The 24,555-nt window shown below is 62.2% G+C and carries 27 protein-coding genes; 12 read left to right on the top strand and 15 right to left on the bottom strand.

Annotated features, from left to right (window positions below; genetic code table 11):
* Window positions 1-8 precede the first annotated feature (8 nt).
* On the top strand, window positions 9-320 hold the full coding sequence (locus tag AC0L2H_RS00810) for a DUF6665 family protein (RefSeq protein ID WP_473588413.1): 312 nt from the start codon (window positions 9-11) through the stop codon (window positions 318-320).
* An 80-nt stretch (window positions 321-400) separates the two neighbouring features.
* Here AC0L2H_RS00810 and AC0L2H_RS00805 read toward each other — a convergent pair whose 3' ends face one another.
* From AC0L2H_RS00805 to AC0L2H_RS00795, 3 genes are read right to left on the bottom strand one after another with little or no spacing between them, the layout of a single operon-like run.
* Entirely contained in the window at window positions 401-745 is a 345-nt protein-coding gene (locus AC0L2H_RS00805) for a cupin domain-containing protein (RefSeq protein WP_473588860.1), read from the bottom strand.
* A 6-nt stretch (window positions 746-751) separates the two neighbouring features.
* Window positions 752-1,171 (bottom strand): PIN domain-containing protein, encoded by a 420-nt coding sequence (locus AC0L2H_RS00800; RefSeq protein WP_473588412.1) that lies wholly within the window; start codon window positions 1,169-1,171, stop codon window positions 752-754.
* Window positions 1,171-1,464, bottom strand: coding sequence for a type II toxin-antitoxin system Phd/YefM family antitoxin (locus AC0L2H_RS00795; RefSeq protein ID WP_473588411.1), 294 nt, complete (start codon window positions 1,462-1,464; stop codon window positions 1,171-1,173). The genes AC0L2H_RS00800 and AC0L2H_RS00795 overlap by 1 nt, the downstream gene beginning before the upstream one ends.
* Window positions 1,465-1,724: 260 nt before the next feature.
* Between AC0L2H_RS00795 and petA the strand changes: the two genes are divergently transcribed.
* The 5 genes from petA (at window position 1,725) to AC0L2H_RS00770 (ending at window position 6,442) form a co-directional block, all read left to right on the top strand.
* Window positions 1,725-2,285: a ubiquinol-cytochrome c reductase iron-sulfur subunit gene (gene petA / locus AC0L2H_RS00790; protein WP_097572335.1), complete on the top strand. Its 561-nt coding sequence runs from the start codon at window positions 1,725-1,727 to the stop codon at window positions 2,283-2,285.
* 17 nt (window positions 2,286-2,302) lie between these two features.
* Window positions 2,303-3,604, top strand: coding sequence for a cytochrome b (locus tag AC0L2H_RS00785; protein ID WP_473588410.1), 1,302 nt, complete (start codon window positions 2,303-2,305; stop codon window positions 3,602-3,604).
* 26 nt (window positions 3,605-3,630) lie between these two features.
* Entirely contained in the window at window positions 3,631-4,488 is an 858-nt protein-coding gene (locus AC0L2H_RS00780; protein ID WP_107649754.1) for a cytochrome c1, read from the top strand.
* A 173-nt stretch (window positions 4,489-4,661) separates the two neighbouring features.
* On the top strand, window positions 4,662-5,807 hold the full coding sequence (locus AC0L2H_RS00775) for an alpha-hydroxy acid oxidase (RefSeq protein ID WP_473588409.1): 1,146 nt from the start codon (window positions 4,662-4,664) through the stop codon (window positions 5,805-5,807).
* A gap of 89 nt (window positions 5,808-5,896) precedes the next feature.
* Window positions 5,897-6,442, top strand: coding sequence for an adenine phosphoribosyltransferase (locus tag AC0L2H_RS00770; protein ID WP_473588408.1), 546 nt, complete (start codon window positions 5,897-5,899; stop codon window positions 6,440-6,442).
* A 61-nt stretch (window positions 6,443-6,503) separates the two neighbouring features.
* Here AC0L2H_RS00770 and AC0L2H_RS00765 read toward each other — a convergent pair whose 3' ends face one another.
* The 9 genes from AC0L2H_RS00765 to AC0L2H_RS00725 form a co-directional block, all read right to left on the bottom strand.
* On the bottom strand, window positions 6,504-6,971 hold the full coding sequence (locus AC0L2H_RS00765; RefSeq protein WP_473588407.1) for a MaoC family dehydratase: 468 nt from the start codon (window positions 6,969-6,971) through the stop codon (window positions 6,504-6,506).
* Window positions 6,968-7,456, bottom strand: coding sequence for a MaoC family dehydratase (locus AC0L2H_RS00760; protein ID WP_473588406.1), 489 nt, complete (start codon window positions 7,454-7,456; stop codon window positions 6,968-6,970). The genes AC0L2H_RS00765 and AC0L2H_RS00760 overlap by 4 nt, the downstream gene beginning before the upstream one ends.
* A gap of 102 nt (window positions 7,457-7,558) precedes the next feature.
* Window positions 7,559-8,533: a magnesium/cobalt transporter CorA gene (gene corA, locus AC0L2H_RS00755; RefSeq protein WP_473588405.1), complete on the bottom strand. Its 975-nt coding sequence runs from the start codon at window positions 8,531-8,533 to the stop codon at window positions 7,559-7,561.
* A 168-nt stretch (window positions 8,534-8,701) separates the two neighbouring features.
* Entirely contained in the window at window positions 8,702-9,313 is a 612-nt protein-coding gene (locus AC0L2H_RS00750; RefSeq protein WP_473588404.1) for a Fic family protein, read from the bottom strand.
* A 34-nt stretch (window positions 9,314-9,347) separates the two neighbouring features.
* A complete protein-coding gene (locus tag AC0L2H_RS00745) occupies window positions 9,348-9,566 on the bottom strand; it encodes a hypothetical protein (RefSeq protein WP_473588403.1) in 219 nt (72 codons plus the stop codon).
* 333 nt (window positions 9,567-9,899) lie between these two features.
* Window positions 9,900-11,003, bottom strand: a complete 1,104-nt coding sequence (ychF, locus tag AC0L2H_RS00740; protein WP_473588402.1) for a redox-regulated ATPase YchF — start codon at window positions 11,001-11,003, stop codon at window positions 9,900-9,902.
* Between the two features lie 96 nt (window positions 11,004-11,099).
* Window positions 11,100-11,834, bottom strand: a complete 735-nt coding sequence (pth, locus tag AC0L2H_RS00735; RefSeq protein WP_473588401.1) for an aminoacyl-tRNA hydrolase — start codon at window positions 11,832-11,834, stop codon at window positions 11,100-11,102.
* Between the two features lie 23 nt (window positions 11,835-11,857).
* On the bottom strand, window positions 11,858-12,499 hold the full coding sequence (locus tag AC0L2H_RS00730; protein WP_097572325.1) for a 50S ribosomal protein L25/general stress protein Ctc: 642 nt from the start codon (window positions 12,497-12,499) through the stop codon (window positions 11,858-11,860).
* A 256-nt stretch (window positions 12,500-12,755) separates the two neighbouring features.
* Window positions 12,756-13,985, bottom strand: a complete 1,230-nt coding sequence (locus AC0L2H_RS00725; RefSeq protein WP_473588400.1) for an ROK family transcriptional regulator — start codon at window positions 13,983-13,985, stop codon at window positions 12,756-12,758.
* 240 nt (window positions 13,986-14,225) lie between these two features.
* On the opposite strand from AC0L2H_RS00725, the gene AC0L2H_RS00720 reads away from it, so the two are divergent.
* The 4 genes from AC0L2H_RS00720 (at window position 14,226) to AC0L2H_RS00705 (ending at window position 19,670) form a co-directional block, all read left to right on the top strand.
* Entirely contained in the window at window positions 14,226-16,790 is a 2,565-nt protein-coding gene (locus AC0L2H_RS00720) for an ATP-binding cassette domain-containing protein (protein ID WP_473588399.1), read from the top strand.
* Complete coding sequence (locus AC0L2H_RS00715) at window positions 16,787-17,776, top strand: ABC transporter permease (protein ID WP_473588398.1); 990 nt, start codon at window positions 16,787-16,789, stop codon at window positions 17,774-17,776. Before AC0L2H_RS00720 ends, AC0L2H_RS00715 begins: the two co-directional genes overlap by 4 nt.
* A gap of 49 nt (window positions 17,777-17,825) precedes the next feature.
* Window positions 17,826-18,827 (top strand): rhamnose ABC transporter substrate-binding protein, encoded by a 1,002-nt coding sequence (locus AC0L2H_RS00710; RefSeq protein WP_473588397.1) that lies wholly within the window; start codon window positions 17,826-17,828, stop codon window positions 18,825-18,827.
* An 81-nt stretch (window positions 18,828-18,908) separates the two neighbouring features.
* Window positions 18,909-19,670, top strand: a complete 762-nt coding sequence (locus tag AC0L2H_RS00705) for a glutamine amidotransferase (RefSeq protein ID WP_473588396.1) — start codon at window positions 18,909-18,911, stop codon at window positions 19,668-19,670.
* 30 nt (window positions 19,671-19,700) lie between these two features.
* Here AC0L2H_RS00705 and AC0L2H_RS00700 read toward each other — a convergent pair whose 3' ends face one another.
* Window positions 19,701-20,126, bottom strand: a complete 426-nt coding sequence (locus AC0L2H_RS00700) for a MarR family winged helix-turn-helix transcriptional regulator (protein WP_473588395.1) — start codon at window positions 20,124-20,126, stop codon at window positions 19,701-19,703.
* Between the two features lie 150 nt (window positions 20,127-20,276).
* On the opposite strand from AC0L2H_RS00700, the gene AC0L2H_RS00695 reads away from it, so the two are divergent.
* Entirely contained in the window at window positions 20,277-21,119 is an 843-nt protein-coding gene (locus tag AC0L2H_RS00695; protein ID WP_473588394.1) for an alpha/beta fold hydrolase, read from the top strand.
* Between the two features lie 83 nt (window positions 21,120-21,202).
* Here the strand turns inward: AC0L2H_RS00695 and AC0L2H_RS00690 are convergent, their stop codons facing one another.
* The gene (locus AC0L2H_RS00690; RefSeq protein WP_473588393.1) at window positions 21,203-22,117 is read right to left on the bottom strand and encodes an alpha/beta fold hydrolase; all 915 of its coding nucleotides are present in this window, start codon (window positions 22,115-22,117) and stop codon (window positions 21,203-21,205) included.
* 144 nt (window positions 22,118-22,261) lie between these two features.
* Window positions 22,262-23,506 carry an MFS transporter gene (locus AC0L2H_RS00685; protein WP_473588392.1) on the bottom strand — a complete coding sequence of 415 codons (1,245 nt, stop codon included), beginning with the start codon at window positions 23,504-23,506 and terminating at the stop codon, window positions 22,262-22,264.
* A gap of 112 nt (window positions 23,507-23,618) precedes the next feature.
* Between AC0L2H_RS00685 and AC0L2H_RS00680 the strand changes: the two genes are divergently transcribed.
* Window positions 23,619-24,497: an AraC family transcriptional regulator gene (locus AC0L2H_RS00680; protein ID WP_473588391.1), complete on the top strand. Its 879-nt coding sequence runs from the start codon at window positions 23,619-23,621 to the stop codon at window positions 24,495-24,497.
* Window positions 24,498-24,555: the final 58 nt, after the last annotated feature.

Genomic DNA, 24,555 nt, shown 5'->3' with positions numbered 1-24,555 from the left:
GACAAGCCATGTCGAACCGGATGCCTTCGAATTTTGGACGTACGGGCGTGCAGGAGAGCGCGCTCGACCTGCTCGGCCACGAAATCCTCGCCGAAAAGGCGGCGGCACTCGGGCGCGCCGGCCAGCGCGTCGAGGAAACGCTGACGAGGTTGCGCGAAAACGGCGGCGACGAGCAGCGGCCCCGGCTGCTCAGGGAGGCGGCCGAGGCCGTCCACGGCTATTTCATCCAGCGCGAACTGTGCGGCCTTCGCAGGCACGACGCGGTGATCCGCGAATACGATATCCCGAAAGCCGTGCTTGCCAGGCTCGGCGCGAAGTAGATTTGTCTTTTTGTTTGACCATGATCTTTTCGAAAACCGGCTCCACTTCTCGCCGCGGACCTTCGGTTCGCCATCATGGTCTACTCAAGCCATTCGGTGATGAAGCTGCCGTTCTCGTGGATATCGGCGGTTTCGAGCGGACCGGGCCCCAGATTGGTGAATTTGTGCGGCGTGTTGGGCGGCACGATCAGGATCTGGCCGGCGGTGGCCTCGATTTCCTGATCGCCGACGGTGAACAGGCCGGTGCCGGCGCGGATGATGAAGATCTCGCTGTAAGGATGCTGGTGCAGGCGCGGGCCGCCGCCGATGCCGGGCAGGTAGTTGAAGATCAGGCAGCAGTTGGAGCCCCAGGCACCACACTCCAGTTCGCCTTGCCAGCGGTCGGGCGCGTTCGCCCAGCGGTCAGGGTTGATGACATGCGCCATGGCCATCTAACTCGCCACCGGTATCCAGGGATTGAATAGTTTCACTCCGGTGCCTTCGAAATCCTTCGTATTGCGGGTCACGACCGTCATGTTGTTGACCAGCGCGGTGGCGGCGATGTAGGCGTCGCGGTCAGGCCGAGGATCCGGAACGTGGAGAGGCGCGCAGCGCAGCGCCACGGCAAGATCCACGGGGAGTACGCGCTCTGCGATCTCGGCAATCATTCCGTCGATCCAGGCGCGCAGAACGGCTGCTTTCCCCATGTCTTTTCGTTCTGCTCTGAGCGCGCCGATCTGAGCCTCGAGAATGCTGACGGCCGAAACGTAAAACTCGGCCGGATTTCGACTTTCTGCCCAAATGCGAACGTTCGGGTCGCATCGGTCTCTCCGCCTAAGTTCGGAGATGACGTTCGTATCGAGCAGGTACATCAGTCGAACTCGGGAGGCCGCAGGGACACGCTCTTGAGTTCCGGGATGTCGAAATCAAAATCCGCCTCCGGCCGATCATCCGCCAGAAGGTCCGCAAGGCTTTTGAATTTCTCCGGCCCGCCCTCGGGGCCTTTCAATTTCGCATACTCCTCCACCGACATCAGCACATGGGAAGGCTTGCCACGGTCGGTGATGAAGACCGGGCCGTTCCTGGCGGCGCGCTTGGCGCGAGCCGTATCCTGATTGAATTCACGGCTCGAAATGGTGGTGATCGTCCTCGCCCCGATGTTCATTTCGGCACCTTTGTCGAGAAGATGTAGATATATTGCTACATTCGTGTTCGGGGGTCAAATTTATGTCTGCGCAGGACGCCCGCGACAATCTGCCCTTGTGCCTTCACCCGTCTGGACAAAAACGGGCTTCACGCATAAACCGAAGTCCAAATGCCGGAGGAATTCGCTAGCCTGTTCGCCATGCGCTGTCGGGTTGGCGTAAACGAGCGGGGAACAAGGCTCGGCCACCGGCATCGAAGAGGCGAAAGGATCAGGCACCCGTGAGCGCAACCGAAATCCACGATCCCAACCGTCGCGATTTTCTCTACGTCGCCACCGGCATGGCCGCAGTGGTCGGCGCGGGCGCCGTCGCATGGCCGTTCATCGACCAGATGCGCCCGGACGCCTCGACGCTGGCGCTGGCCTCGGTCGAGGTCGACGTCGCCTCACTGACGCCGGGCATGTCGCTTGTCGTGAAATGGCGCGGCAAGCCGGTGGTCGTGCGCAACCGCACCGAACAGGAGATGAAGGACGGCGAGGCGGTCAATCTGGCCGACCTCAAGGACCCGATCGCCCGCAATGAAAATCTGCCGGCCGACGCGCCGGCGACCGACGCCAACCGCACGACGCCGGGCAAGGAAGCCTGGATGGTGATGGTCCAGGTCTGCACCCATCTCGGCTGCATTCCGCTCGGCCAGGAAGGCGAGTTCGGCGGCTGGTTCTGCCCATGCCACGGTTCGGTTTACGATACCGCCGGCCGCATCCGGAAGGGGCCGGCGCCGGAGAACATGCTGGTGCCGGTGTTCCAGTTCATTTCCGACACCAAGATCCGTATCGGCTGAGGCTAGGGGACATTTCGATGAGCGAGGGACACTCGACCTATACGCCCAAGACCGGTATCGAACGCTGGTTCGACGCCCGCATGCCGCTGCCGCGGTTGGTCTATGACAGCTTCGTCGCCTATCCGGTGCCGCGCAACCTCAACTATGCCTGGACCTTCGGCGGCATCCTGTCGATCATGCTGGTGGCGCAGATCCTGACCGGCATCGTGCTGGCCATGCACTACACGCCGGACAGCATTCTCGCCTTCGATTCGGTCGAGAAGATCATGCGCGACGTGAATTCGGGCTGGCTCTTGCGCTACCTGCATTCGAACGGCGCCTCGTTCTTCTTCGTCGCCGTCTATATCCACATCTTCCGCGGCCTCTATTACGGCTCCTACAAGGCACCGCGCGAGCTCTTGTGGATCCTCGGCTGCATCATCTACCTCCTGATGATGGCGACCGGCTTCATGGGCTATGTGCTGCCCTGGGGCCAGATGAGCTTCTGGGGCGCCACCGTCATCACCGGCTTCTTCAGCGCCATCCCGCTGGTCGGCGACTGGATCCAGCAGCTCTTGCTCGGCGGCTTCGCCGTCGACAACCCGACGCTGAACCGCTTCTTTGCGCTCCACTATCTCTTGCCGTTCATGATCGCCGGCGTCGTCGTGCTGCATGTCTGGGCGCTGCATGTGGTCGGCCAGTCGAACCCGACCGGCATTGAGGTCAAGTCGAAGACCGACACCGTCGCCTTCACCCCTTACGCGACCATCAAGGACGCGTTCGGCATGATCGTCTTCCTGTTCGTCTTTGCCTATTTCGTCTTCTACCTGCCGAACTATCTCGGCCATCCGGACAATTACACGGTCGCCAATCCGCTGAAGACGCCCGCCCATATCGTGCCGGAATGGTACTTCCTGCCCTTCTATGCCATCCTGCGCGCCATCACCTTCAATATCGGGCCGATCGACTCCAAGCTCGGTGGCGTGCTCGCGATGTTTGGCGCCATCGTCATGCTGTTCCTGGTGCCCTGGCTCGACACCTCGAAGGTGCGCTCGGCGGTCTACCGGCCCTGGTACAAGCTGTTCTTCTGGCTGTTCGTGGCCGATGCCATCCTGCTGGGATGGCTGGGCTCACAGCCGGCCGAAGGCAGCTATGTGTTCATGGCGCAGATGGCGACGCTGTTCTACTTCGCCTTCTTCCTGGTTGCACTGCCGGTGCTCGGCCTGATCGAGACGCCGCGGCGCTTGCCTAATTCGATCACCGAGGCGGTGCTCGAAAAGAACAAGGGTGGCGGTCACCATCCCGCGGGGGCTACGGCCGCGCCGGAAACCAAGGGCTGAGCGTGAGAATCTCAAGGGGATTTGGCATGAAGAAGATTCTCACCTCGCTGGCGTTGCTCGGCCTGGTCTTTGCGGGCACAGCGGCAATCGCCGCGGAGGAGGCACACAACGCGGCCGCGCCGACGCATTTCCCGATCGATGAGCCGAAGGAAATGGACTGGAGCTTCGCCGGACCTTTCGGCACCTACGACAAGGCACAGTTGCAGCGCGGGCTGAAAGTCTACAAGGAAGTCTGCGCTGCCTGCCATTCGATGAATCTGGTGGCGTTCCGCACGCTGGAGGACCTTGGCTATTCGGAGGCGCAGGTCAAGGCGCTGGCGGCCGAGTACACGATCAACGATGGTCCCAATGATGCCGGCGACATGTTCGATCGCCCGGGCAAGCCGTCCGACCATTTCCCGGCGCCGTTCCCCAACGAAGAGGCCGCAGCCTCGGCCAATGGCGGCGCCGCCCCGCCCGATATGTCGCTGCTGGCCAAGGCGCGCGGTGTCGAGCGCGGCTTTCCGCGCTTCGTCTTCGACATCTTCACACAGTATGCGCAAGGCGGTCCCGACTATATCCATTCGCTGCTGACCGGCTATGACGAGACGCCGCCGGCGGGCATGGTGATACCGGAGGGCACGCACTACAATCCGTACTTCTTGTCCGGCGTGTCGCTGAAGATGCCCAAGCCGCTCTCTGACGGCCAGGTGACCTATGATGACGGCTCGCCGCAGACGGTCGACCAGTATTCCCGCGACGTCTCGGCCTTCCTGATGTGGGCGGCCGAGCCGCATCTGGAAGACCGCAAGAAGACCGGCTTTCGCGTGCTGGTGTTCCTGTTGCTCTTCGGTGCGCTGGTCTATCTGACGAAGCGCAAGGTGTGGGCCGGCGTGGCGCACTGAGCGGTCCAGACGCACCGAAAGGCAGGGGCGCCGAGAGGCGCCCTTTTGCTATTGGCCGTGATCAGCAAGGGCAGCTTCGTAAATAGTCCGTTGGCACGGAGCTACGTGATTGATATTCGACGCACGAACGGCGACGAAGGGATTGTCGACGCCATGGCCTTTGGAATTCGCTGATGCGGCTGCAGGATTGCCACAATTTTTCCGATTTCCGGCGCATGGCGCAACGGCGGTTGCCGGGGCCGATCTTCAACTACATTGACGGTGCGGCGGACGATGAGGTCACCTATCGCCGCAACACCGAAAGCTTCGAAACTTGCGATCTGGTTCCCAACGTCTTGCGCGGCGTCAGCGAGATCGACATGTCGGTGACGGTCATGGGCCAGAAATTGGCGATGCCCGTCTATTGCTCGCCGACCGCCTTGCAGCGCCTGTTTCACCATCAGGGAGAGCGCGCGGTTGCCAAGGCCGCTGCCAAATACGGGACGATGTTCGGTGTTTCCTCGCTTGGTACCGTCAGCCTCGAGGAGGCGCGCCAGATCAGCAGTGGACCACAAGTCTATCAGTTCTATTTCCATCGGGATCGCGGCCTCAACCGAGCGATGATGCAACGCGCAAAGGACATTGGCGTCGAAGTGATGATGCTGACCGTCGACAGCATCACCGGCGGCAATCGCGAGCGCGACAAGCGCACGGGTTTTGCCATTCCCTTCAAGCTCAACCTGGCCGGAATGCTACAGTTCGCCCTCAAGCCGGGCTGGGCGTTGAACTATTTCACGCATGAGGGCTTCAAGCTGCCGCAACTGGACGAGCACGTCGACATGGGCGGCGGAACCATGTCGATCAGCCGCTACTTCACCGAAATGCTCGATCCGTCGATGACGTGGGACGACGTTGCCGAAATGGTCAGGCTCTGGTCTGGTCCGTTCTGCCTCAAGGGCATTATGTCGGTGGAGGATGCCAAGCGTGCGGTCGAGATCGGCTGCAGCGGCATTGTCCTGTCGAATCATGGCGGCCGGCAACTGGACGGCTCGCGGGCGGCCTTCGACCAGCTTGCCGAGATTGTCGACGCCGTCGGCGACCGAATCGATGTCATCATGGATGGCGGCGTGCAGCGCGGCACGCATGTGCTGAAGGCGCTCTCGCTCGGTGCCAAGGCCGTCGGTGTCGGCCGCTACTATCTCTTCCCGCTGGCGGCGGCCGGGCAGGCGGGCGTCGAACGCGCGCTCGAACAGATGCGTGTCGAGATCGAGCGGGGCATGAAGCTGATGGGTTGCACTTCGATCGAACAATTGACGCGCGAAAATCTGCGTTTCAGGTAATCTCGCTTGAAACGGGCGGACGTCCGAGCAAGCAACGGGTCTCGCTCTTCGCAGCGAGGCAGCAAACGCGCCAGCGTGGAGTGCGAACCATGAAATCCTCCCTCGAAGAGACGCTGCTCTCCGCCATCCGTACCATTCCCGACTACCCCAAGCCGGGCATATTGTTTCGCGACATCACCACGCTTCTGGGCAATGCGCGCGCCTTCCGCCGCGCCATCGACGAACTGGTGCATCCCTATGCCGGACTGAAGATCGACAAGATCGCCGGCATCGAGGCGCGGGGCTTCATCCTGGGCGGTGCTATCGCCCATCAACTTTCGGCCGGCTTCGTGCCGATCCGCAAGAAGGGCAAGCTGCCGTTCGACACGGTGCGCGTCGCCTACAGCCTCGAATACGGGCTGGACGAGATGGAGATGCACAAAGACGGCGTCTCTCCGGGCGAGAAGGTGATCCTCGTCGACGACCTGATCGCCACCGGCGGCACGGCGGAAGCGGCGGTCAAGCTGCTCAGGCAAATCGGCGCCGACATCCTCGCCGCCTGCTTCGTCATCGACCTGCCGGATCTCGGCGGCCGCGAGAAACTCGAGGCGCTCGGCGTGCCGGTCAGAACGCTGATCGGGTTTGAAGGGCATTGAGAGGTGCAACTCTTCCTCTTCCCCTGTTGGGCGCGCCCACAGGGGGAGGGAAAAACTCCGCTTACCCCACTTTCACCAGCACGGCGCTGTCGAACTCGAGGACCTTGTCGCCGGTCGAATCGAAGGCCTCGCAGCGTAGCGAGAGCAGCCGCCAGCCCGGCCGCGAGACCATCGGACGATGGCCGAGCGCCGTGCGGGTGAAGGTGACGGTTTCCCCGGCATAGACGGGTTTCAGCCATTTGAGGTTCTTGAAGCCGGGCGAAGGGCCGAATTCAGGCAAGGGCCCGGGGCCGGTCCAATCCTTCTCGGTCACCATGAGCGTCGCAAGGTTCAGTTTCATCCAGGTGGCGGCGGTGTGCCAGCCCGATGCGCACAGGCCGCCGAACACGCTCCTCCTCGCCGCCGCCTCGTCGAGATGGAAGACCTGCGGATCGTATTTGCGGGCGAACGCCTTGATCGCCTCGGGTTCGAACGTATGCGAGCCGAGCGTGATGGTGACGCCGATGCAGAAGAACTCGTCCAATGTCATGAGCGGCCCTGTGCGGCATCGCGCGCGAGGAACATGACGGTGTTTTCGAGATCGAAAACGCTTTCGCCGCGCTGGTTGAAAAGCTCGCTACGCATGGTGACAAGGCCGAGCTGGGGCTTGGACTTCGACAAGCGCTTGGCAAGGACGGTGGTGTTGCCGCTCAGGATGTCGCCGGCAAGAACCGGTTTCTTCCACCGGACCAGGTCGACCCCAGGGGCGCCCTGACAGGTCGAATCGAGCAGGAAGGCGTCGCACAGCATGCGCATGAACATCGCGCAGGTGTGCCAGCCGGAGGCCGCCAGTCCGCCAAGAATGCTGGCCTTGCCCGCCGCCTCGTCGAGATGCATCGGCTGCGCATCGAATTCGGTGGCGAATTCGATGATCTCGGCAGCGCTTACCAGCTTGGTACCGAGGTCGAGCGACACGCCTTCGACGAAATCCTCATAGGCCCAGGTCTTTTCGGTGGCCCAAGTCTTTCCGGTCATGGTCTGGAATCCGGTTCAAGATTGTACGATCCACGGATCGGCGTTCCCGGATGCAGGCCGGACAGGCTTTGGTCAAGTGATTTCTGGTGAGCCAAGCCTTGCTCAGAGCCAGCCGCGGCGGCGGAAATACCAGAACGGCAGGATCGCCGACAGGATCATCAAGCCGATGGCGAAGGGGTAGCCGAAGCTCCAGGTCAGTTCGGGCATGACATTGAAGTTCATGCCGTAGATCGAGGCGACCAGCGTCGGCGGCAGGAAGATGACGGCGGCGACGGAGAAGATCTTGATGATGGCGTTCTGCTCGATCGAAATCATGCCGAGTGTCGCGTCGAGCAGGAAGGAGATCTTCTGCGACAGGAAGGTGGCGTGGTCGGCCAGAGACAGCACGTCGCGCGACAAGGTCTTGATGCGCGCCCGGATGTCCTTGCTCATCTTGGTCTGCGTCGAGGCATGGGCGAGGAAGCCGGCGAGGCGCTGCAGTGAAATCAGGCTGTCGCGGATCGAGGAGGCGATGTCCTCCTTGCGGCCGATGGCCTTCAGCAGCTCCTGGAAATCGCGATTGCGCTTGGAAACCTTGGTCGAGCTCGCCTCGAAGATATCGCGCGAGATCGACTCGATGTCGCGGCCGGCGCGTTCCAGAATGTCGGCCAGGCGATCGACGATCGCCTCCAGCAGGCCGATCAGGATGGTGTCGCTGCTGTTGCACCCGGTCGCCACCTTCTCGGCGCGCAGCGGAAAGGTCGTGAAGGCCTTGGGCTCGTGATACCGCACGGTGACCAGCCTGTTGCCAGCCAAGACAAAGGTGACCGGCGACATCAGCGGATCGTCGACCTCGGTCTGGGCGGGCAGCGTGGCGGTCATGAAATAGGCGCCGTCCTCGACATAGAGGCGGCTGGAAATCTCGATCTCCTCCATCTCCTCGCGCGTCGGAATGGCGACGCCGAGCCAGGTTTCGATCGTCGCCTCTTCTTCCTTTGTCGGGCTGAGGAGATCGGCCCAGACCACCCTGTCGCCGCTTGCCAGGAGATCGTCGACGACGCGCAGGCGATCATTCTCCACGACGAAGGCCTTGATCATCGCCGGTCTCCCTTGCTGGGGCCAAAGAGGTTTTCGTTCGTAGCGACGCGTCGTTTTGGATGCGGGCGGGGACAGGCATATGGACGAAGCCCGGCCGGTGCAGACGCCCCCTTAGACCCGTCGCCAGGGGCAGTCAAGCGATGCGGAAGGCAGGTAGAAGTGGCTCTGTTAGCCGTTGTAGGGAAGGCCGTCATCGTCAAGCTGAGCTTGAACCAGACCGGCGAGATAATCCTCCATCTCGGTGAAATCGAGATGCCCAGCTTCCCACGCTTCGTCAGCTGCTATCAGTGCTTTTTCGTAGCCGTCGCGGTTTTCGCGGATCCTCTCCGGGAGGGTCTTTCGACCTGGGAGAAGTGATCCGTTGCGAACGCAAAGAAGATAGTAGCACGCAGCTCGAGCTGTTCGCCCGTTTCCTTCAATGAAAGGGTGGATCCAGTTTAAGCGCCAGAGCCCATAAGCCGCCAACTCCGTTGGCGTCCAAATGTACCAGTTCTCATGAACATTAGAGATAAAGCGATCCATCCAGTCTCGCACTTCTCTAAAATGTGGCGGCTTGTGGTCACCCACATAGATAGGCTCCTCACGAAAGCGTCCACCAAAGGCGGAAATATTCGTCACTGCTACGGCGTTGAGAGCCCACAGCATGTACTTGTCAAAGGCCGTTGGCCCTTGCTTCAGGCCTATCTCTATGCAGTTGGTCATGAGATCGTACTGTCGGATCAGGTTTTGCTCCTGTACCCGGTCGTACAATTCCTGATCTTCATGTTCTAATACGAGCATGAGAAAAAGCCCGGCTAGGCCGGGCTCCCTTTAGTTATGCCGCTCGCGGCTCAGAAACGCGCATGTGTTTTGTCGCGCGCAAGGCCGACTCTTTTGTTATCCGCGAGCCTTTGGGTGCATTCCCATACGCAAAGCTGGCCCGCTGTTCTTGGAGTTGATCATCGGTCAGAACAATCGTTTTGGCGCGTTCAAGCTTCGCTTGGAGTTCCGGGCGCTCTGGCGCCCGTTTAAGAGCTGATTTGCGTTCGGCCATTGCGGTTCTCCCTTGTGGCAGTGCTAGTTTACCTACGAAATAGTTAACGTTCGCTACCGTTCCCGGTAGGGAACGCAGCGCGTGTCTCATTGTATTATTCAATGATGGCTTCGGCGCTGCTTCCGAACGGATGCGTTTGCCTATTGAACGTTAACTGCTTCGCAGACGTTCTGCTAGCCTATATGTGGTGCGCGATGTAATTTTTGTAATGCCTGCTGACGTTTTTTGTCCCGTGCGCTTTTGGTGTTTACCGTACGTTCGTTCGTGATGTTTGCGCAAAGGTCCCTGCGATCAGGTAGGCGGGACGCTTCCAAGCAAATGAGGTTCAATGCGTCACGTGTTAAACTTGAACAGCATGATGTCGCCGTCCTGGACGACATACTCCTTGCCTTCGTCGCGCGCCTTGCCAGCCTCTTTGGCCGCCACTTCGCCGCCCAGCGTGACGAAGTCATTGTAGGCGATGGTCTGGGCGCGGATGAAGCCGCGCTCGAAATCGGTGTGGATGACGCCGGCCGCCTGCGGCGCCTTGGCGCCCTTGTGCACGGTCCAGGCGCGCGTCTCCTTCGGGCCCACGGTGAAATAGGTGATCAGCTGCAGAAGCTCGTAGCCGGCGCGGATGACCTTGTTCAGGCCGGGCTCATCCAGCCCGAGCGAGGACAGGAATTCCATCTCCTCCTCGTCGGAGAGCTGGGCGACCTCGGCCTCGATCGCAGCCGAGATGGCGACCGTGCGGGCGCCTTGGGCGGCGGCCATCTTTTCCACCGCCCTGGTGTGCTCGTTGCCGGTGGCAGCGTCGGCCTCGGCGACATTGCAGACATAGAGCACGGGATGCGAGGTCAGAAGGTTCAGTCCCTGCAGGATGCGCAGGTCTTCGGCGGAAATCCCCTTGAGCAGGATGCGGGTCGGTTTGCCCGCCTGCAGAAGCTCAAGTGCGGCCTCCATCATCGGCAGCACGGTGGTCGCTTCCTTGTCCTTGCCGGACGCGCGCTTGCGGAACTGCACGATGCGGCGTTCGAGGCTGTCGAGGTCGGCGAGCATCAGCTCCGTTTCAACCGTCTCGGCGTCGGCGACGGGATCGATACGGCCCTCGACATGGGTGATGTCGTCATCCTCGAAGCAGCGCAGCACATGGACGATGGCGTCGACCTCGCGAATGTTGGCGAGGAACTGATTGCCCAGCCCTTCGCCCTTCGAGGCGCCTCGCACCAGGCCGGCGATGTCGACGAAGGAGATGCGGGTTGGGATGATCTCCTTCGACTTGCCGATGGCGGCGATCTTCTGCAGGCGCGGATCGGGCACCGCCACCTCGCCGGTGTTCGGTTCGATGGTGCAGAAGGGATAGTTGGCGGCCTGCGCCGCGGCCGTCCTGGTCAGCGCGTTGAAAAGCGTTGACTTGCCGACGTTGGGCAAGCCAACGATGCCGCATTTGAAACCCATTTTGTCCGGTCCTATCGGGAAATCGAAGTTTGATGAGGGCTATGGGCGATAGGGGTAACGAACGTCAAGCCCCGCGGCCACGATCAGGGGCGAGGCCTAGCCCTTGCCGCCGAACAGCTTCTTCAGCATGGCGGCCATGGGGCCGGTTTCGGGAAGCTTGGCCACCGGCTGCTGCGGTCGCGCCTGGCGGATGTGGCTCTGCTGTTTCGGGCCTTCCTGCTTCGGGCCTTCCTGCTTCGATCCGGCTTTTTCGGGCGCTGCCTTGCCCTGGACGGCAACGCTGACCTTGTTCATGAAGCCGTGCTCGTCCCCCCTGACGATCAGTTCGGCATTGGCGGCGATGGCATCGAGCATCAACTCCAGCCATTCACGGTCGGCCTTGGCGAAATCGCCCAGCACATGACCATGCACGAGTTCCTTGACGCCGGGATGGCCAATGCCGATGCGCACGCGGCGATAGGCGTTGCCGACATGGTCGTCGATCGAACGGATGCCATTGTGGCCGCCGGAGCCGCCACCGGTCTTGACGCGGAGCTTGCGCTCGGCAAGGTCGATCTCGTCATAGAAGACGGTGAGTGCCGACGGAGCGAGCTTGTAGAAGCGCAGTGCTTCGCCGACCGCCTGGCCGGACAGGTTCATGAAGGTCTGCGGCTTGATCAGGATGATCTTTTCGCCTGCAAGCGTGCCTTCGGCGATCAGGCCCTGGAATTTCTTCGACCAGGGCGAAAAGGAATGGCGGCGGGCAATCGCGTCCGCCGCCATGAAGCCGACATTGTGCCGGTTGTTGGCGTGTTTCGCGCCCGGATTGCCGAGGCCTGCAAACAGCAGCATCGTCACCTCCGGGCGGAAAGAAGTTACTTCTCTTCGGCGGCAGGTGCCGCTTCGGGTGCCGCCGCCTCGGCCGTCTCTTCGGTCTCCGGCTTCATCGCCGACGAGCCGGCAACGGTCGCGATGGTGAAGTCGCGATCGGAGATGACCGGCTTGACGCCGGCCGGCAGCTTGACCGCCGAGATGTGGATCGAATCGCCGATATCGGCGCCGGTGAGATCGACGGTGATGAATTCCGGGATCGCATTGGCCGGGCAGTGGAACTCGACTTCGTGACGCACGATGTTGAGCACGCCGCCGCGCTTGATGCCGGGCGACTTGTCCTCATTGATGAAGTGGACGGGCACGTCGACATTGACCTCGGTGTCCTTGCCGATGCGCAGGAAGTCGACATGGACCGGGAAATCCTTGACCGGGTCGAGCTGGAAGTCCTTGGGCAGGACCTGGATCTTCTTGCCGTCGACATCGATCGTGGCGATCGTGGTCAGGAACCCGCCGCCATGGATCTTGTAGTAGATGTCCTTGTAGGTCAGCGCAATCGCCAGGGGAGGCTGCTTGTCGCCGTAAATCACTGCAGGCACTTTACCGTTGCGGCGAACTGCACGGGCGGACCCCTTACCGACCTGTTCGCGCGCTTCGGCCTTGAGCTCGTAAGTATCGTGGCTCATGGCATTTCCTTTCGCGTTGTTCTGGAGCGCTCACGGCCAGCGTGGCTGGGCCGTAAACGTCGAAAGCCGCCGGGCCTGGATATCCGAAAGCCGGCAGCCGCATAAGCAAGCGGACCTTTGTTCGGGATCACAAGGGGAAGGCAGCCTTCCGCCGCGTTGCCTCCAAGGGTGTCTACGCGGGTGGCGGCTCTATAGCCGAAGGCGGGAAAGGGTGCAAGGGTGGCCATAGGTTGCGTCCAGCGTGCCGCATTGTGCCTCAGGCCGGGACACTGTCGGCGGATGATCCGTTGCCTTTGGTGCCGGCCAGCGTGGACAGCGCGCTCAGCAGTTTCGTCCGGTCCTTGCCGATCATGAGCACGCCGCTGTCGGGCGCCAGCAGCGCAGAGAACGGCAACATGGCGGCGCCGATCGAGGAGGCTTCGGGGCCGAATTGCCCGGGCACGATCTCCGGCGCCACGATTCCGATGGCGCTGATCTGGTTGAACTGGGTCTGCACTCTGGCCAGCAGTTCGAGGTGGATCTGCCGCGGCAGGATGCTGTCGAGAACGATGGCCTCGATGTCGATGATGGAGGTGATGGCGATAATCGCTTCGACGAGCGCGCTTGCACAATCGTCGATCCATTCGAACAATGGCGCCCGTGCTTCCGGCGGCAGCGGGTCGAGCTCCCGCACCCGGTTGATCACCACGCCGCGTGACCTCAAATGATTGACCAGCACATAGATCGAGGCGCGATGCAGCAGGCTCTGGTAGCGCGCCGGCTTGGCCGCCACCGAATCGAGGCTTGAGGGCGACACCGGCAAGGGCCCGAGTGCTGCGCTGTTGCCGTGCGGGCCGGTATGGACCTTGCCGCCTTGCACGAGGCCGCCGCCGACGAAGGTGTCGATCGAGATGTGCATGAAGTCGCGGAAGCGGGCGCCGGCACCCTGGACGAGTTCGGCCAGTGCCGCCGACGTGGCGTCGTTTTCGACGAATACCGGCGTCTTGGGCGGTGTGGCAAAGCATGTCGTCAGGTCGATCGCTTCCCAGCGGCTGCCGAGATCGTCGGGAAAGCCGAGTTCCTCGCTCCAGCCGCCGAGGAAATAGGGCGAGGCAATGCCGACGCCGACGATGCTGGCGTCGCCAAGCCCGTCGACCAGTTTTTCGAAGGTGGCCAGCGACATGTTGCCGGCCTTCAACACCATGTCAGGATCGGGGAAGCGGTATTCATGCGATTCGCGCGCTCGGATTTCACCGGCGAAGTCGACCAGAACGGCTTCGAGCGCACGCCGGCCGATCTTGATGCCGACGCTGTAGATGCGTTCCGGTGTCAGCCGGTAAAGCGTGGACGGCGAACCGCGCTGTCCGAACCTTTTCCCCACTTGCTTTACGAAACCGGACGACTCCAGGCCGTCGACGATGGCAGCGACCGCTGCAGGCGTCAGGCTGGCCGCGCGCGCCAGATCGGACTTGGACGCTTCCTTCAGGCGACGAATGGCGTCGAGCACGAAACGCTCATTGTAATGCCGAACTTTGACAGAATTGCTGCCTTTACCTGACAAATCCCGCATCTCCCAAATGTCGCCGTTCCGCCGCAAGGCCATAAATCGTCCTGCGACCGAGGACACCCTGCGGTGCCTGTGTTGGCGGCGACAGTGCGCGCCGGAACCATGGAAGTCAATTTTGCCGTTGCGTCTTTGAGCTATTTAATATAGCAAATTAAAAAAATAACCAGACCGGGAGGAGACGTGCTGCACTCGGGCGCCCAAAGCGAAGCCCCCGCCGCCGCGGTGGTGCGGGCTGTTCCCGTTGCTATAGTCCAGGCGACGAAGGCTTTCGGCGGCACGATTGCGCTCAAGGACGCGTCCTTCGAATTGCGCTCCGGTGAGGTGCTGGCCCTGCTTGGCGAAAACGGTGCCGGCAAGAGCACCTGCGTGAAGCTTTTGGCCGGCGTGCATTCCCCCACCAGTGGTCACGTCGAGGTTGACGGCAAGCCGGCGGTCTTCCACTCGCCGCATGACGCGCAAGCCGCCGGCATTGCGGTCATGCACCAGCATCCCGGCCTGTTTCCCGATCTTTCGGTGGCGGAGAACATCTATCTCGGCCACATGCCGCGCGACCGCTTCGGCGGCATCGATAATGCCGCCATGCTGGCGGGCGCGCGCAGAGTGCTGGCGACCGTCGGTCTCGACGTGCCGGCGGCAACGCGGCTGGGAACACTGCGCACCTCCGAACAGCAACTGGTCGAGATCGCCCGTGCGTTGTCGCTGGATGCGCGCGTGCTGATCATGGACGAACCGACCGCCGCACTGTCGCAGCGCGAGGTCGAGCGGCTGTTCAGCGTCGTTGCCGATCTCAGGCTGCACGGCGTGGCGATGATGTTCGTCGGCCACCGCATGGATGAAATCTTTCGCATCGCCGACCGCATCGCGGTGCTGCGCGACGGCCGCCTGATCGGCGTCAAGCCGAAGGCCGAGCTTGGCCGCGCCGCTGCCATCAGCATGATGGTCGGACGTGAAGTTACCGATCTCTATCCTGAACGGCGCCACGCTTCCGGCGCGCTGGTGCTGGAGGCGAAGGGACTTTCGCGCGCCGGCGGCTTTACCGGCATCAACCTCAAGCTTCACGCCGGAGAGGTGCTGGGGCTTGGCGGTCTGGTCGGCAGCGGGCGGACCGAGATCGCGCGCGTGCTGTTCGGCATCGACCGGCCGGACGCCGGAGAAATCTTGATCGACGGCAGGCCGGTGCAGTTTGCCTCGGCGCGCGACGCCATGGATGCGCGCATTGCCTATGTCTCGGAAGACCGTATGGGCCAGAGCCTGGTGATGGATTTCTCCATCCTCGACAATGCGGTGCTGCCGGTCCTCGACAAGGCCGCGCCTCGCGGTCTCTACGGCACCGATCGCGCCATCGATCTGGTGGCGGACTGGCTTAAGCGCATGAAATTGCGCTTTGCCGGCTACGGGCAACCGGTCAAGGAATTGTCCGGCGGCAACCAGCAGAAGGTGGTGTTGGCCAAATGGCTGCGCACCGAGCCCCGCGTCCTCATTCTCGACGAGCCCACGCAAGGCATCGATGTCGGCACCAAGGCGGAAGTGCATGCGATGATCGCCGACCTTGCCGCGCAAGGCATGGCAATCCTGCTGATCTCGTCCGAAATGCCCGAACTGATCGGCATGTGCGACCGCATCGTTGTCCTGCGCGAAGGCCACCAGACCGCCGAGTTCGCACGCGGGCAAGCCACCCAGGAAAAAGTTCTGGAAGCGGCGACCAAGACCGATGAACGCGCCGGCCAAGCCTTGCAGATACAGCGCGCCGCCCAGGAAGAAAAGGCAAAAGGACCGTTCGATCTCCTGAAGCGTCGCGAGTTCGGCCTGCTTGCGGCCATGCTGGCCGTCGCCATTCCGGTCACCATCGTCAACCCGCGCATGGTGAGTGCGGCAAACCTCACCGCCGTGTCGATGGACGCGGCCCTTCTGATAGTCGCGGCTCTCGCCCAGATGCTGGTTCTGATCACCCGCAACATCGATCTGTCGATCGCCGCGGTGATCGGTCTTTCCGCCTATATGGCGGCCAGCATGGTTCAGGCCTATCCGGGTCTCGACATTGGTATCGGGCTTATCACTGCTTGCGCGGTCGGCGGGCTTGCCGGGTTGCTCAACGGCCTCGTCGTCACCAGGGGAAAGATCCCGGCCATCGTCGTCACCCTGGCCTCGATGTCAATTTTTCGCGGCTTCAACTCGATCTGGGCGGCCGGCGACCAGATCAGCGCCGACGAGGTCACGCAGGCCTGGCTCGACATGACCGGTCTGAAGATCGCCGGTGTGCCGCTGATCGTCGTCATCGCCATTGTCATCCTGTGCGCCGGCTATTTGCTGCTCTATCGCACGGCCGTTGGGCGCGAGCTGTTTGCCACCGGCTCCAATCCGGATGGCGCACGGCTCATCGGCATCCCCGTCGATCGGCGCATCCTTCTGGCATTTGGCATGGCCGGCCTGCTCGGCGGCCTGTGCGGCGCGCTCTGGGCATCCCGCTACGCCACCATCGATGCTCGTGTTGCGCTCGGCTTCGAACTCACGGTCATCGCCTCGGCGGTGGTCGGTGGCGTTGCCATCCGCGGCGGTTCGGGCACGCTGCTCGGCATCATCCTTGGCGCGCTCACTTTGCTGGTTATCAAGAACGGGCTGACGCTGGTGCGTGTCGATCCGCTCTGGCTGCAGGGCGTCTACGGTTTGGTGATCCTGGTCGCCATCGGCATCGACACCTTCATCGTGCGGCGCGCGGAGCAGGCAAGGCAGGCAAGGGCGAGATGAGGAAGTTCCTTCGTTCGATCGACTTCTGGGATCTACTGCTGGCGATCTCCTGTCTGGCCATATTCCTCTATGCGGCGGTCTTCGTGCCGAATTTCGTCTCCGGCTTCAATCTATCGCAGCTGGCCGCGAGCGCCTCGGAAAAGGCGCTGCTGATCCTGCCGATGACGCTGCTCATCATCACCCGCGAGATCGACCTGTCGATCGCCTCGACGTTGGCGCTGACATCCGTGGTCTTTGGTTTGCTCGTCCAGGCCGGCGTGCCGACGCTGGCGGCCATTCCGCTGACGCTCGTCGCCGGCGGGCTGCTCGGCGCCTTCAACGGCTATCTGGTCTCGGGCCTGGGGCTGCAGTCGCTGGTGGTGACGCTCGGCACGATGGCGCTCTATCGCGGCATTGGCTACATCCTGCTCGGCACCGGGTCGGTCAACATACTGCCGCCGGCGGTCGTCGATTTCGGTATCAACAATCTGCCCGGCACGCAGATACCGTGGACCATCATCCCTTTCGTGGTGCTGGCGCCGATCTTTGCCGTCGTGCTGCAGAAGACGCCGACCGGCAAGCGCATCTATGCGCAGGGCGGCAGCCCGGAAGTGGCCCGTTATTCCGGTATCGACACACGCAAAATGGTGCTGAAGCTGTTCGTCCTCTCGGGCATCGTCGCGGCCATCGCCGGCATCGTTTACACCGCACGCCTTTCCAATGCCCGCGCCAACAATGCGCTCGGTATGGAGCTCGACGTCATCACCATCGTACTGCTCGGCGGCGTCAGCGTCTTTGGCGGCAAGGGGCGGCTTACCGGCGTCATGCTGGCTCTGCTCCTGATCGCTATCATCCGCAATGTGCTGGCGCTCAACCAGATCGGCGGCGACGCGCAAGGCATGATCATCGGCCTGCTTCTGATCGGCTCGCTGCTGATCTCCAATTGCTGGCGCTCCCTGGAGGAGCGGCTCTCAAGATCGCGTGCTTTGCGCGAAACCAAGGGGTGATCTCGGGCCCCTTCCTTCAAGCCCGAATTCTTTGACGGAGGAGTATACAATGAAAGCGTTTAGACTAGCCCTGCTCGCATCCGCGGTCCTGCTCGCGCCGACCGCGCTCGCCTTCAGCCAGGAATGCGCCAAGGAACCGGTAACGGTTGGCTTCCTGCCGAAGCTCGATACCGATCCCTACTTCAAGGTGGCTTTTGGCGGCGCCGAAGAGGCGGCAAAGGAAATTGGCGGCACCGCTACGCAGGTCGCCCCATCGCAGGCGACGGCCGAGGCACAGATCGAATTCATCAACAGCCTCGTGTCGCAGAAGGTCGGGGTCATCGCAATTGCCGGCAACGACGCCAATGCTGTTGCGCCTGCGCTGAAGCGTGCTGTCCAGCAGGGTGTCCGGGTGATCTCGTATGACTCCGATGTGGCGGCCGACGCCCGCGCGGTATTCGTGAATCAAGTTAAGGGCGACAGCCTCGCCGAAATGATGCTGGAAAGTGCATTCAATCTCAGCGGCGGTGAAGGCGAATTCGCGATTCTGTCGTCGACGCCGACGGCCACCAACCAGAACGCCTGGATCGACTTCATGAAGGCGAGAATGGCGGCCGAGCCGAAATTCGCCAAGATGAAGCTGGTGCAGGTCGCCTATGGCGAAGAGAGCGAACAGATCAACCAGCAGCAGGCATTGGCGCTGGTGCAGGCGTTTCCGGATCTCAAGGTGATCATCGTTCCGGCCGGCATTGGCCTGCCGGCAGCCGCCCGTGCACTCGAGGAAGCCGGCATGATCGGCAAGGTCAAGCTGACCGGCCTGGCCCCGGCCACTTTGATCTCGAAATACATCAAGGACGGCGCTGCCCAGGATATCTGGTGGAACGTCACCGATCTTGGCTATCTTACCTATCAGGCTGCCCAGGCGCTCGCGCAATGCAAGATCACCGGCAAGGAAGGTGAGAAGTTCACGGCAGGCAGGCTCGGCGAATACACGATAGGGGCCAGCGGCGAACTGATCCTTGGCCCGGCCAAGATCGTGACGCCGGAAAACTTGGCCGAATTCAAGTTCTGATCCTTTAGACTTGGGCGGTGCCGGTTCCTGCCGGCGCCGCCTTCCAACCTTGTTTTTGGATCGAACAGTGCGAAGGCGACGATGAAACTCTTGCTGGCAGGCGAAACCTTCGCGGCGACGACTTCGGTCGCTGCTGGCGGCGACGTGCTGACAAGTGCTGCGTGGGTGAACGGGGCGACGGCTTTCAACGCCGCGCTCGCCGCCGAGGGCATCGCGGTGACGCAGATCGGTGGCGATCGCTGTGTGGCCGAATTTCCCTATGACCTCGATGCGCTTGCTGAATATCAGGCGGTGGTGATCTCCGATGTCGGTGCGCTGACCTTGCTGGTGACACCGGAGGCCCGCGCAGGGCGCATCGGCGTCAACCGCCTTGAGGTGCTCAAAACCTATGTCGAAGGCGGCGGTGGGCTGATGCTGGCCGGCGGCTATATGGGGTTTCAGGGCATGTTCGGGACGGCACGGTTCCATGACACGCCTGTCGAAGACGTGCTGCCCGTGCGGTGCCTGCCATTCTCGGACGGGTTGGAAGTGCCGCAAGGCCTGCAGCCGTCGATCCTGCTGTCGTCGCATCCGATCCTTGCCGGTGTCGCGGGTCCGCTGCCGCCGATCCTCGGCATGAACAAGCTGGATTTCAGGCGCGACGGCTCGTCCCAGCTTCTGGCGACCTGCCACTATCGGGGCACAGACTGGCCGCTGCTTGCAGTTCGTGAGCAGGGCCGCGGCCGCACCGTCGCTTGGGCGACCGATATCGGCCCGCACTGGCTATCGCAGGAATTTCTCGGCTGGCCGCTTTACGGCAAGCTGATGGGCAACATCGTGCGCTGGCTGGCCGGCAAGGATTAGAGCCAGGCGTCATTGCGGGCAGGGCTAATCCTAATTGCTGCTCAAGGCGTCGCGCAACGCCTGGACCTGTCTGTTCAGGGCATCAATCTGTGCCAGCGTCATGCCCGAGCGCTCGATCAGGGTCTCGTTCAGACAGTTGCACTGGACAAGCAGCGCGCGCCCGGCGGCGGTCAGGTCGACCTGTACCTGGCGCTCGTCGGTCTGGCTGCGCTGGCGGGTGACCAGCCCTGCCTGTTCCATGCGCTTCACCAGTGGCGTGATGGTGCTCGATTCCAGCGCAAGCCTGTGCGCGATCGCCCCGACCGACATGCCGTCGGCCTCTCCCAGCGCATTCAGCACGAGATATTGCGGATAGGTGATCCCCATCTCGTCCAGCATCGGCTTGTAGGTGCGATTGATCGCCATGCTGGTGGCGTAGAGCGTAAAACAGAGCTGATTGTCCAAGGGAAGAGGCACGATGCATTCCTTTTGCCGACTGAGCATTCCAATATGTACCACGAAAAATAATATCGCGATATATATTTTTGTGGACAAGGGTTCCAGTTTGCGCTAGTCGTATTGTTATCGCGATACTGATTATCGCGGGAAAAATCAATGGAGATTGAGATGACCAAGCCCGGCAGCAGCACGATCACCACCAAGGACGGAACCGAGATTTTCTACAAGGATTGGGGAAGCGGCCAGCCCATCGTCTTCCATCACGGCTGGCCGCTGAGCAGCGACGACTGGGACGCCCAGATGCTGTTCTTCCTGTCGAAAGGCTACCGTGTCATTGCCCATGATCGCCGCGGCCACGGCCGCTCGACACAGACCGATACCGGCAACGAGATGGACACCTATGCCGCCGATGTCGCAGAACTTGCGGCGCACCTCGATCTCAAGGACGCCATCCATGTCGGCCATTCGACCGGTGGCGGCGAAGTGGCGCGCTATGTCGCGAAGTACGGTTCAGGCGGCCGTGTCGCCAAGGCGGTGCTGATCGGCGCGGTGCCGCCGATCATGCTGAAGACGCCGGCCAATCCCGGCGGCCTGCCGATCGAGGTGTTCGACGGCTTCCGCTCCGCCCAGGCCGCCAACCGCGCGCAGTTCTTCCATGATGTCGCGGCCGGCCCGTTCTACGGCTTCAACCGTCCCGGCGCCGAAGTCTCGCAGGCGGTCGTCGAGAATTGGTGGCGCCAGGGCATGATGGGCGGCACCAAGGCGCATTATGATTGCATCAAGGCGTTCTCGGAAACCGACTTCACCGACGACCTGAAGGCAATCGACGTGCCGGTGCTGGTCATGCATGGCGACGACGACCAGATCGTTCCGATCGCCGATTCGGCGCTGCTGTCGGTCAAGCTGCTCAAGAAGGGCGAGCTCAAGGTCTACAAGGGCTTCCCGCATGGCATGGCGACCACCCATGCCGATGTCATCAATGCCGACCTGCTGGCCTTCTTCAGGGCCTAAGATCGACCACTTGGATAGACGGAGGCATCCGCCGTCAGGCGGGTGCCTTTATGCTTTTCATCGAAATGCCTGCGGGGCAGTGCCTATTCGGCGAGAAAACCGGTGATCAGCTTGACGGTGGCGTCGGGGTTTTCCTCCATGATCCAGTGACCGGAGTCGGGCACGATGCCGCCCGCGACATCGGTCGCAACAAGCCGCAGAATATCGGCCTGCGTGGTGCCGGCGGATTTTTCACCGCCAACTGCCAGCACCGGCATGGTCAGTTTGCCGCCGGCGGCGAGCATCGCCTGGTTGTCGATCGCGTCCTGGTCAAAGGCCTTGAACTGCTCGAAAGCGTCATGCATCGCATGCGGGCGGGCATAGAGCTTGGCGTAGTGCTCGCGCGTTGCCTCGTCGATCTTCTTGGGGTCGGCCGACAATTCGTTGTAGAAGCGGTCGAGATAGATGCGCTCACGGCCCGCGACCAGCCGCTCCATATCCGGACCGCGGAAGTTGAAGTGCCAAAGCAGAGGGCTTTGCTTGATCTTTTCCCAGTCGCCGATGCCGGGCAGCGGCGCATCGATTATGACCCATTTGGTGATGCGCTTGGGATATTGCGCGGCAAGCGCATAGCCGACCATGTTGCCGATGTCGTGCGTGACCAAATCGGCCTTGTCGATCTTCAGCGCGTCCATCACGCCGGCAATGTCGACGGCCTGGTTCTTCTTGGTGTAGCCCGTTTCCGGGTGGGCGGACAGACCCATGCCGCGCAGGTCCGGCACGATGACGGTATGGTCCTTCGCAAGTGCCGCCGCTGCCGCGCCCCACATGTCTCCGGTATCGGCAAAGCCGTGCAGCAGCACAACGGCCGGCCCCTTTCCGCCGACGCGCACATAGAGGCTGGTGCCGTTGGTTTTGACGGACTGCGTCTTGAAGCTCGGTGGAAAAGGAACGATGCGTGCCGTAGCCGGCAAGGTAACAAGAAGCACACCCAAGACGGCCAACACGATCTTGCGCATATCATTCTCCAGAGACGTCGAAGGCCCCAAGCCTTCGTTGACGACTATCTCATAACAGGCTTTTCACCCGGCGTATGATGAAAGAATCGGCGAGGACGCGGCAACTGCCGCGCCCTCGTATCAATTCCGGAAGATGAACTGATTCTAGCCAGTCGCCGCCTGCGCCTCCCTGGCTTCCTTCATGTTGGGCAGGAACACCGTCAGCAGGCCGAGGAGCGGCAAATACGAGCAAACCTGGAAGACGAAATCGATGCCCTTCATGTCGGCGACGACGCCGAGCACCGCAGCGGCGATGCCGCCCATGCCGAAGGCGAAGCCGAAGAAGATGCCGGCGATCATGCCGACGCGGCCGGGCACCAGTTCCTGGGCAAAGACGACGATGTTGGAGAAGGCCGAGGACAGGATCAGCCCAATCAGCACCGTCAGCACCATCGTCCATTCGAAATTGGCGTAGGGCAGGGCCAGCGTGAAGGGCAGCACGCCGACGATCGAGAACCAGATCATCGCCTTCTGTCCATAGCGGTCGCCGAACGGGCCGCCGAGCAGGATGCCCAGCGCCGACGCGCCGAGGAACAGGAACAGCATGACCTGCGACATCTGCACCGAAACGCCGAATTTGTGGATGGCGTAGAAGGTGTAGTAGCTGGAGAGGCTGGCGATGTAGGCGTTCTTGGTCAGCACCAGCAGCGTCAGCACCGCCAATGCCCACATGACTTTGCGGCGAGGGAAGGGCGAGACGAAGCTTGCCGCCTTGCGGTTGGCGAGCGAAGCGCGCAGCCGGCTATACCAGCCGCCGACCTGCCAGAGCACGATGATGCCGATCAGCGAGCCGACGGCGAACCAGGATATGCTGGTCTGACCGAAAGGCACGACGATGAAGGCCGCCAGCAGCGGCCCCATGGCCTGGCCGAAATTGCCGCCGACCTGAAACAGCGACTGCGCCAGGCCGAAGCGTCCGCCTGAGGCGAAGCGGGCGATGCGCGAGGATTCCGGATGGAAGATCGCCGAACCGATGCCGATCAGCGATGCGCCGAGCAGCAGCAGCCAATAGTGCCCGGCATGGGCGAGCACGATCAGGCCGATCAACGAGGACGCCATGCCATAGGGCAGCGAATAGGGCATCGGCCGCTTGTCGGTGATTGCGCCGATGACCGGTTGCAGCAGCGAGGCCGTCACCTGGAAGGTGAAGGTCAACAGGCCGATCTGCCAGAAATCGAGGCCGTAATTGTCCTTCAGCAGCGGGTAGATGGCCGACAGCAGCGACTGCATGATATCGTTGACGCAGTGGCAGAAGCTCACCGCAAGGATGACGGTGAAGGCCGTCGCTTGCGCCGAAGTATGGCTGCCCGTCGCTGGCGTAGCGGCGGTGGTGGCTGTGGTGTCGGTCAAGGCAATGCTCCGAGGTCTTTCTGGCGGCGAACCGCAGGCAGCCTTATAGGACGGTTGCCAAACGACTTCTTTCGTGGTTTGGTCCAATAGCTTCGCAAGTGGGCCACATCCAATGCCACATGGCAGGGAAATTTCTAGAGGTGACGTCGCCGAACTCGGACGTCTGCACCAGTCCCGCTGGCAGTGGCTGGAAGAGGCCGTCGGGCCGGCGGTGGCGCTGCCGACCGAATATCCCGACGGCTATCACGTGCCCCAGCACCGCCATAGCCGCAGCCAGCTGCTGCATGCGCTTATCGGCGTCGTGCTGGTGACGACGCGGCATGGGCGCTGGATGGTGCCACCCGACCACGCGATGTGGATCCCCGCCGGCATCGAGCATTCCGTCGAGATGCTGGGCGATGTCAGCATGCGCTCGGTCTATGTCATGCCAGATGCCATTGCCGGATTGCCGGACGGCTTGCGGGTCGTCGGCATCACCGCCCTGATGCACAGCCTGATCGTGGAATCGGAAAAGCTGCCGCAAGGCGCCGAGCTGGAGGGGCGCGGCGGGCTGATCATGAACCTGTTGCTGCATGAGATCCCGAACCTGCCGGAACGGCCGCTCGGCCTGCCTTTTCCTTCGGATCCAAGGCTTGCGGCTCTGTGCCGGCGCTTTGTTGCGGCACCTTCGCCGCATGCGACGATCGACGAATGGGCCGATGCCGTCGGCATGAGCCGGCGCTCGTTTACCCGCGCCTTCCACCGCCAGACCGGGCTGTCGCTGTCGACCTGGCGCCAGCAGGCCTGCCTGTTCGCGGCATTGCCGCGGCTGGCCGATGGGGAGCCGATCACCAGGGTGGCGCTCGATCTCGGCTATGACAGCGTGCCGGCCTTCATCACCATGTTCAAGCGCATGCTGGGGGCCTCACCGCGCGGCTATATGCGCGGCGCGCGTGATGCCGGAGAAGGCATGAAGCGACTAAGCGGTCCGAGCAGGAGCGCGGCGGCTTAAAGCGCGTCGCGCTTGAACGGATTCATGCGACGCGCTTTAAGTTCTTGTTTTCATGCAT

Source organism: Mesorhizobium sp. WSM4871, from assembly GCF_055811295.1.
The sequence above is the reverse complement of the archived record's forward strand: the minus strand, read 5'-3'. Positions and strand labels throughout refer to the sequence as shown.

What these genes read in the sequence shown, in the direction of transcription:
- AC0L2H_RS00810 (WP_473588413.1), top strand. Translation starts at nt 9, where the DNA reads ATGTCGAACCGGATGCCTTCGAATTTTGGACGTACGGGCGTGCAGGAG.
- AC0L2H_RS00805 (WP_473588860.1), bottom strand. Translation starts at nt 745, where the DNA reads ATGGCGCATGTCATCAACCCTGACCGCTGGGCGAACGCGCCCGACCGC.
- AC0L2H_RS00800 (WP_473588412.1), bottom strand. Translation starts at nt 1,171, where the DNA reads ATGTACCTGCTCGATACGAACGTCATCTCCGAACTTAGGCGGAGAGAC.
- AC0L2H_RS00795 (WP_473588411.1), bottom strand. Translation starts at nt 1,464, where the DNA reads ATGAACATCGGGGCGAGGACGATCACCACCATTTCGAGCCGTGAATTC.
- AC0L2H_RS00785 (WP_473588410.1), top strand. Translation starts at nt 2,303, where the DNA reads ATGAGCGAGGGACACTCGACCTATACGCCCAAGACCGGTATCGAACGC.
- AC0L2H_RS00780 (WP_107649754.1), top strand. Translation starts at nt 3,631, where the DNA reads ATGAAGAAGATTCTCACCTCGCTGGCGTTGCTCGGCCTGGTCTTTGCG.
- AC0L2H_RS00775 (WP_473588409.1), top strand. Translation starts at nt 4,662, where the DNA reads ATGCGGCTGCAGGATTGCCACAATTTTTCCGATTTCCGGCGCATGGCG.
- AC0L2H_RS00770 (WP_473588408.1), top strand. Translation starts at nt 5,897, where the DNA reads ATGAAATCCTCCCTCGAAGAGACGCTGCTCTCCGCCATCCGTACCATT.
- AC0L2H_RS00765 (WP_473588407.1), bottom strand. Translation starts at nt 6,971, where the DNA reads ATGACATTGGACGAGTTCTTCTGCATCGGCGTCACCATCACGCTCGGC.
- AC0L2H_RS00760 (WP_473588406.1), bottom strand. Translation starts at nt 7,456, where the DNA reads ATGACCGGAAAGACTTGGGCCACCGAAAAGACCTGGGCCTATGAGGAT.
- corA (WP_473588405.1), bottom strand. Translation starts at nt 8,533, where the DNA reads ATGATCAAGGCCTTCGTCGTGGAGAATGATCGCCTGCGCGTCGTCGAC.
- AC0L2H_RS00750 (WP_473588404.1), bottom strand. Translation starts at nt 9,313, where the DNA reads ATGCTCGTATTAGAACATGAAGATCAGGAATTGTACGACCGGGTACAG.
- AC0L2H_RS00745 (WP_473588403.1), bottom strand. Translation starts at nt 9,566, where the DNA reads ATGGCCGAACGCAAATCAGCTCTTAAACGGGCGCCAGAGCGCCCGGAA.
- ychF (WP_473588402.1), bottom strand. Translation starts at nt 11,003, where the DNA reads ATGGGTTTCAAATGCGGCATCGTTGGCTTGCCCAACGTCGGCAAGTCA.
- pth (WP_473588401.1), bottom strand. Translation starts at nt 11,834, where the DNA reads ATGCTGCTGTTTGCAGGCCTCGGCAATCCGGGCGCGAAACACGCCAAC.
- AC0L2H_RS00730 (WP_097572325.1), bottom strand. Translation starts at nt 12,499, where the DNA reads ATGAGCCACGATACTTACGAGCTCAAGGCCGAAGCGCGCGAACAGGTC.
- AC0L2H_RS00715 (WP_473588398.1), top strand. Translation starts at nt 16,787, where the DNA reads ATGAGGAAGTTCCTTCGTTCGATCGACTTCTGGGATCTACTGCTGGCG.
- AC0L2H_RS00710 (WP_473588397.1), top strand. Translation starts at nt 17,826, where the DNA reads ATGAAAGCGTTTAGACTAGCCCTGCTCGCATCCGCGGTCCTGCTCGCG.
- AC0L2H_RS00705 (WP_473588396.1), top strand. Translation starts at nt 18,909, where the DNA reads ATGAAACTCTTGCTGGCAGGCGAAACCTTCGCGGCGACGACTTCGGTC.
- AC0L2H_RS00695 (WP_473588394.1), top strand. Translation starts at nt 20,277, where the DNA reads ATGACCAAGCCCGGCAGCAGCACGATCACCACCAAGGACGGAACCGAG.
- AC0L2H_RS00690 (WP_473588393.1), bottom strand. Translation starts at nt 22,117, where the DNA reads ATGCGCAAGATCGTGTTGGCCGTCTTGGGTGTGCTTCTTGTTACCTTG.
- AC0L2H_RS00680 (WP_473588391.1), top strand. Translation starts at nt 23,619, where the DNA reads ATGCCACATGGCAGGGAAATTTCTAGAGGTGACGTCGCCGAACTCGGA.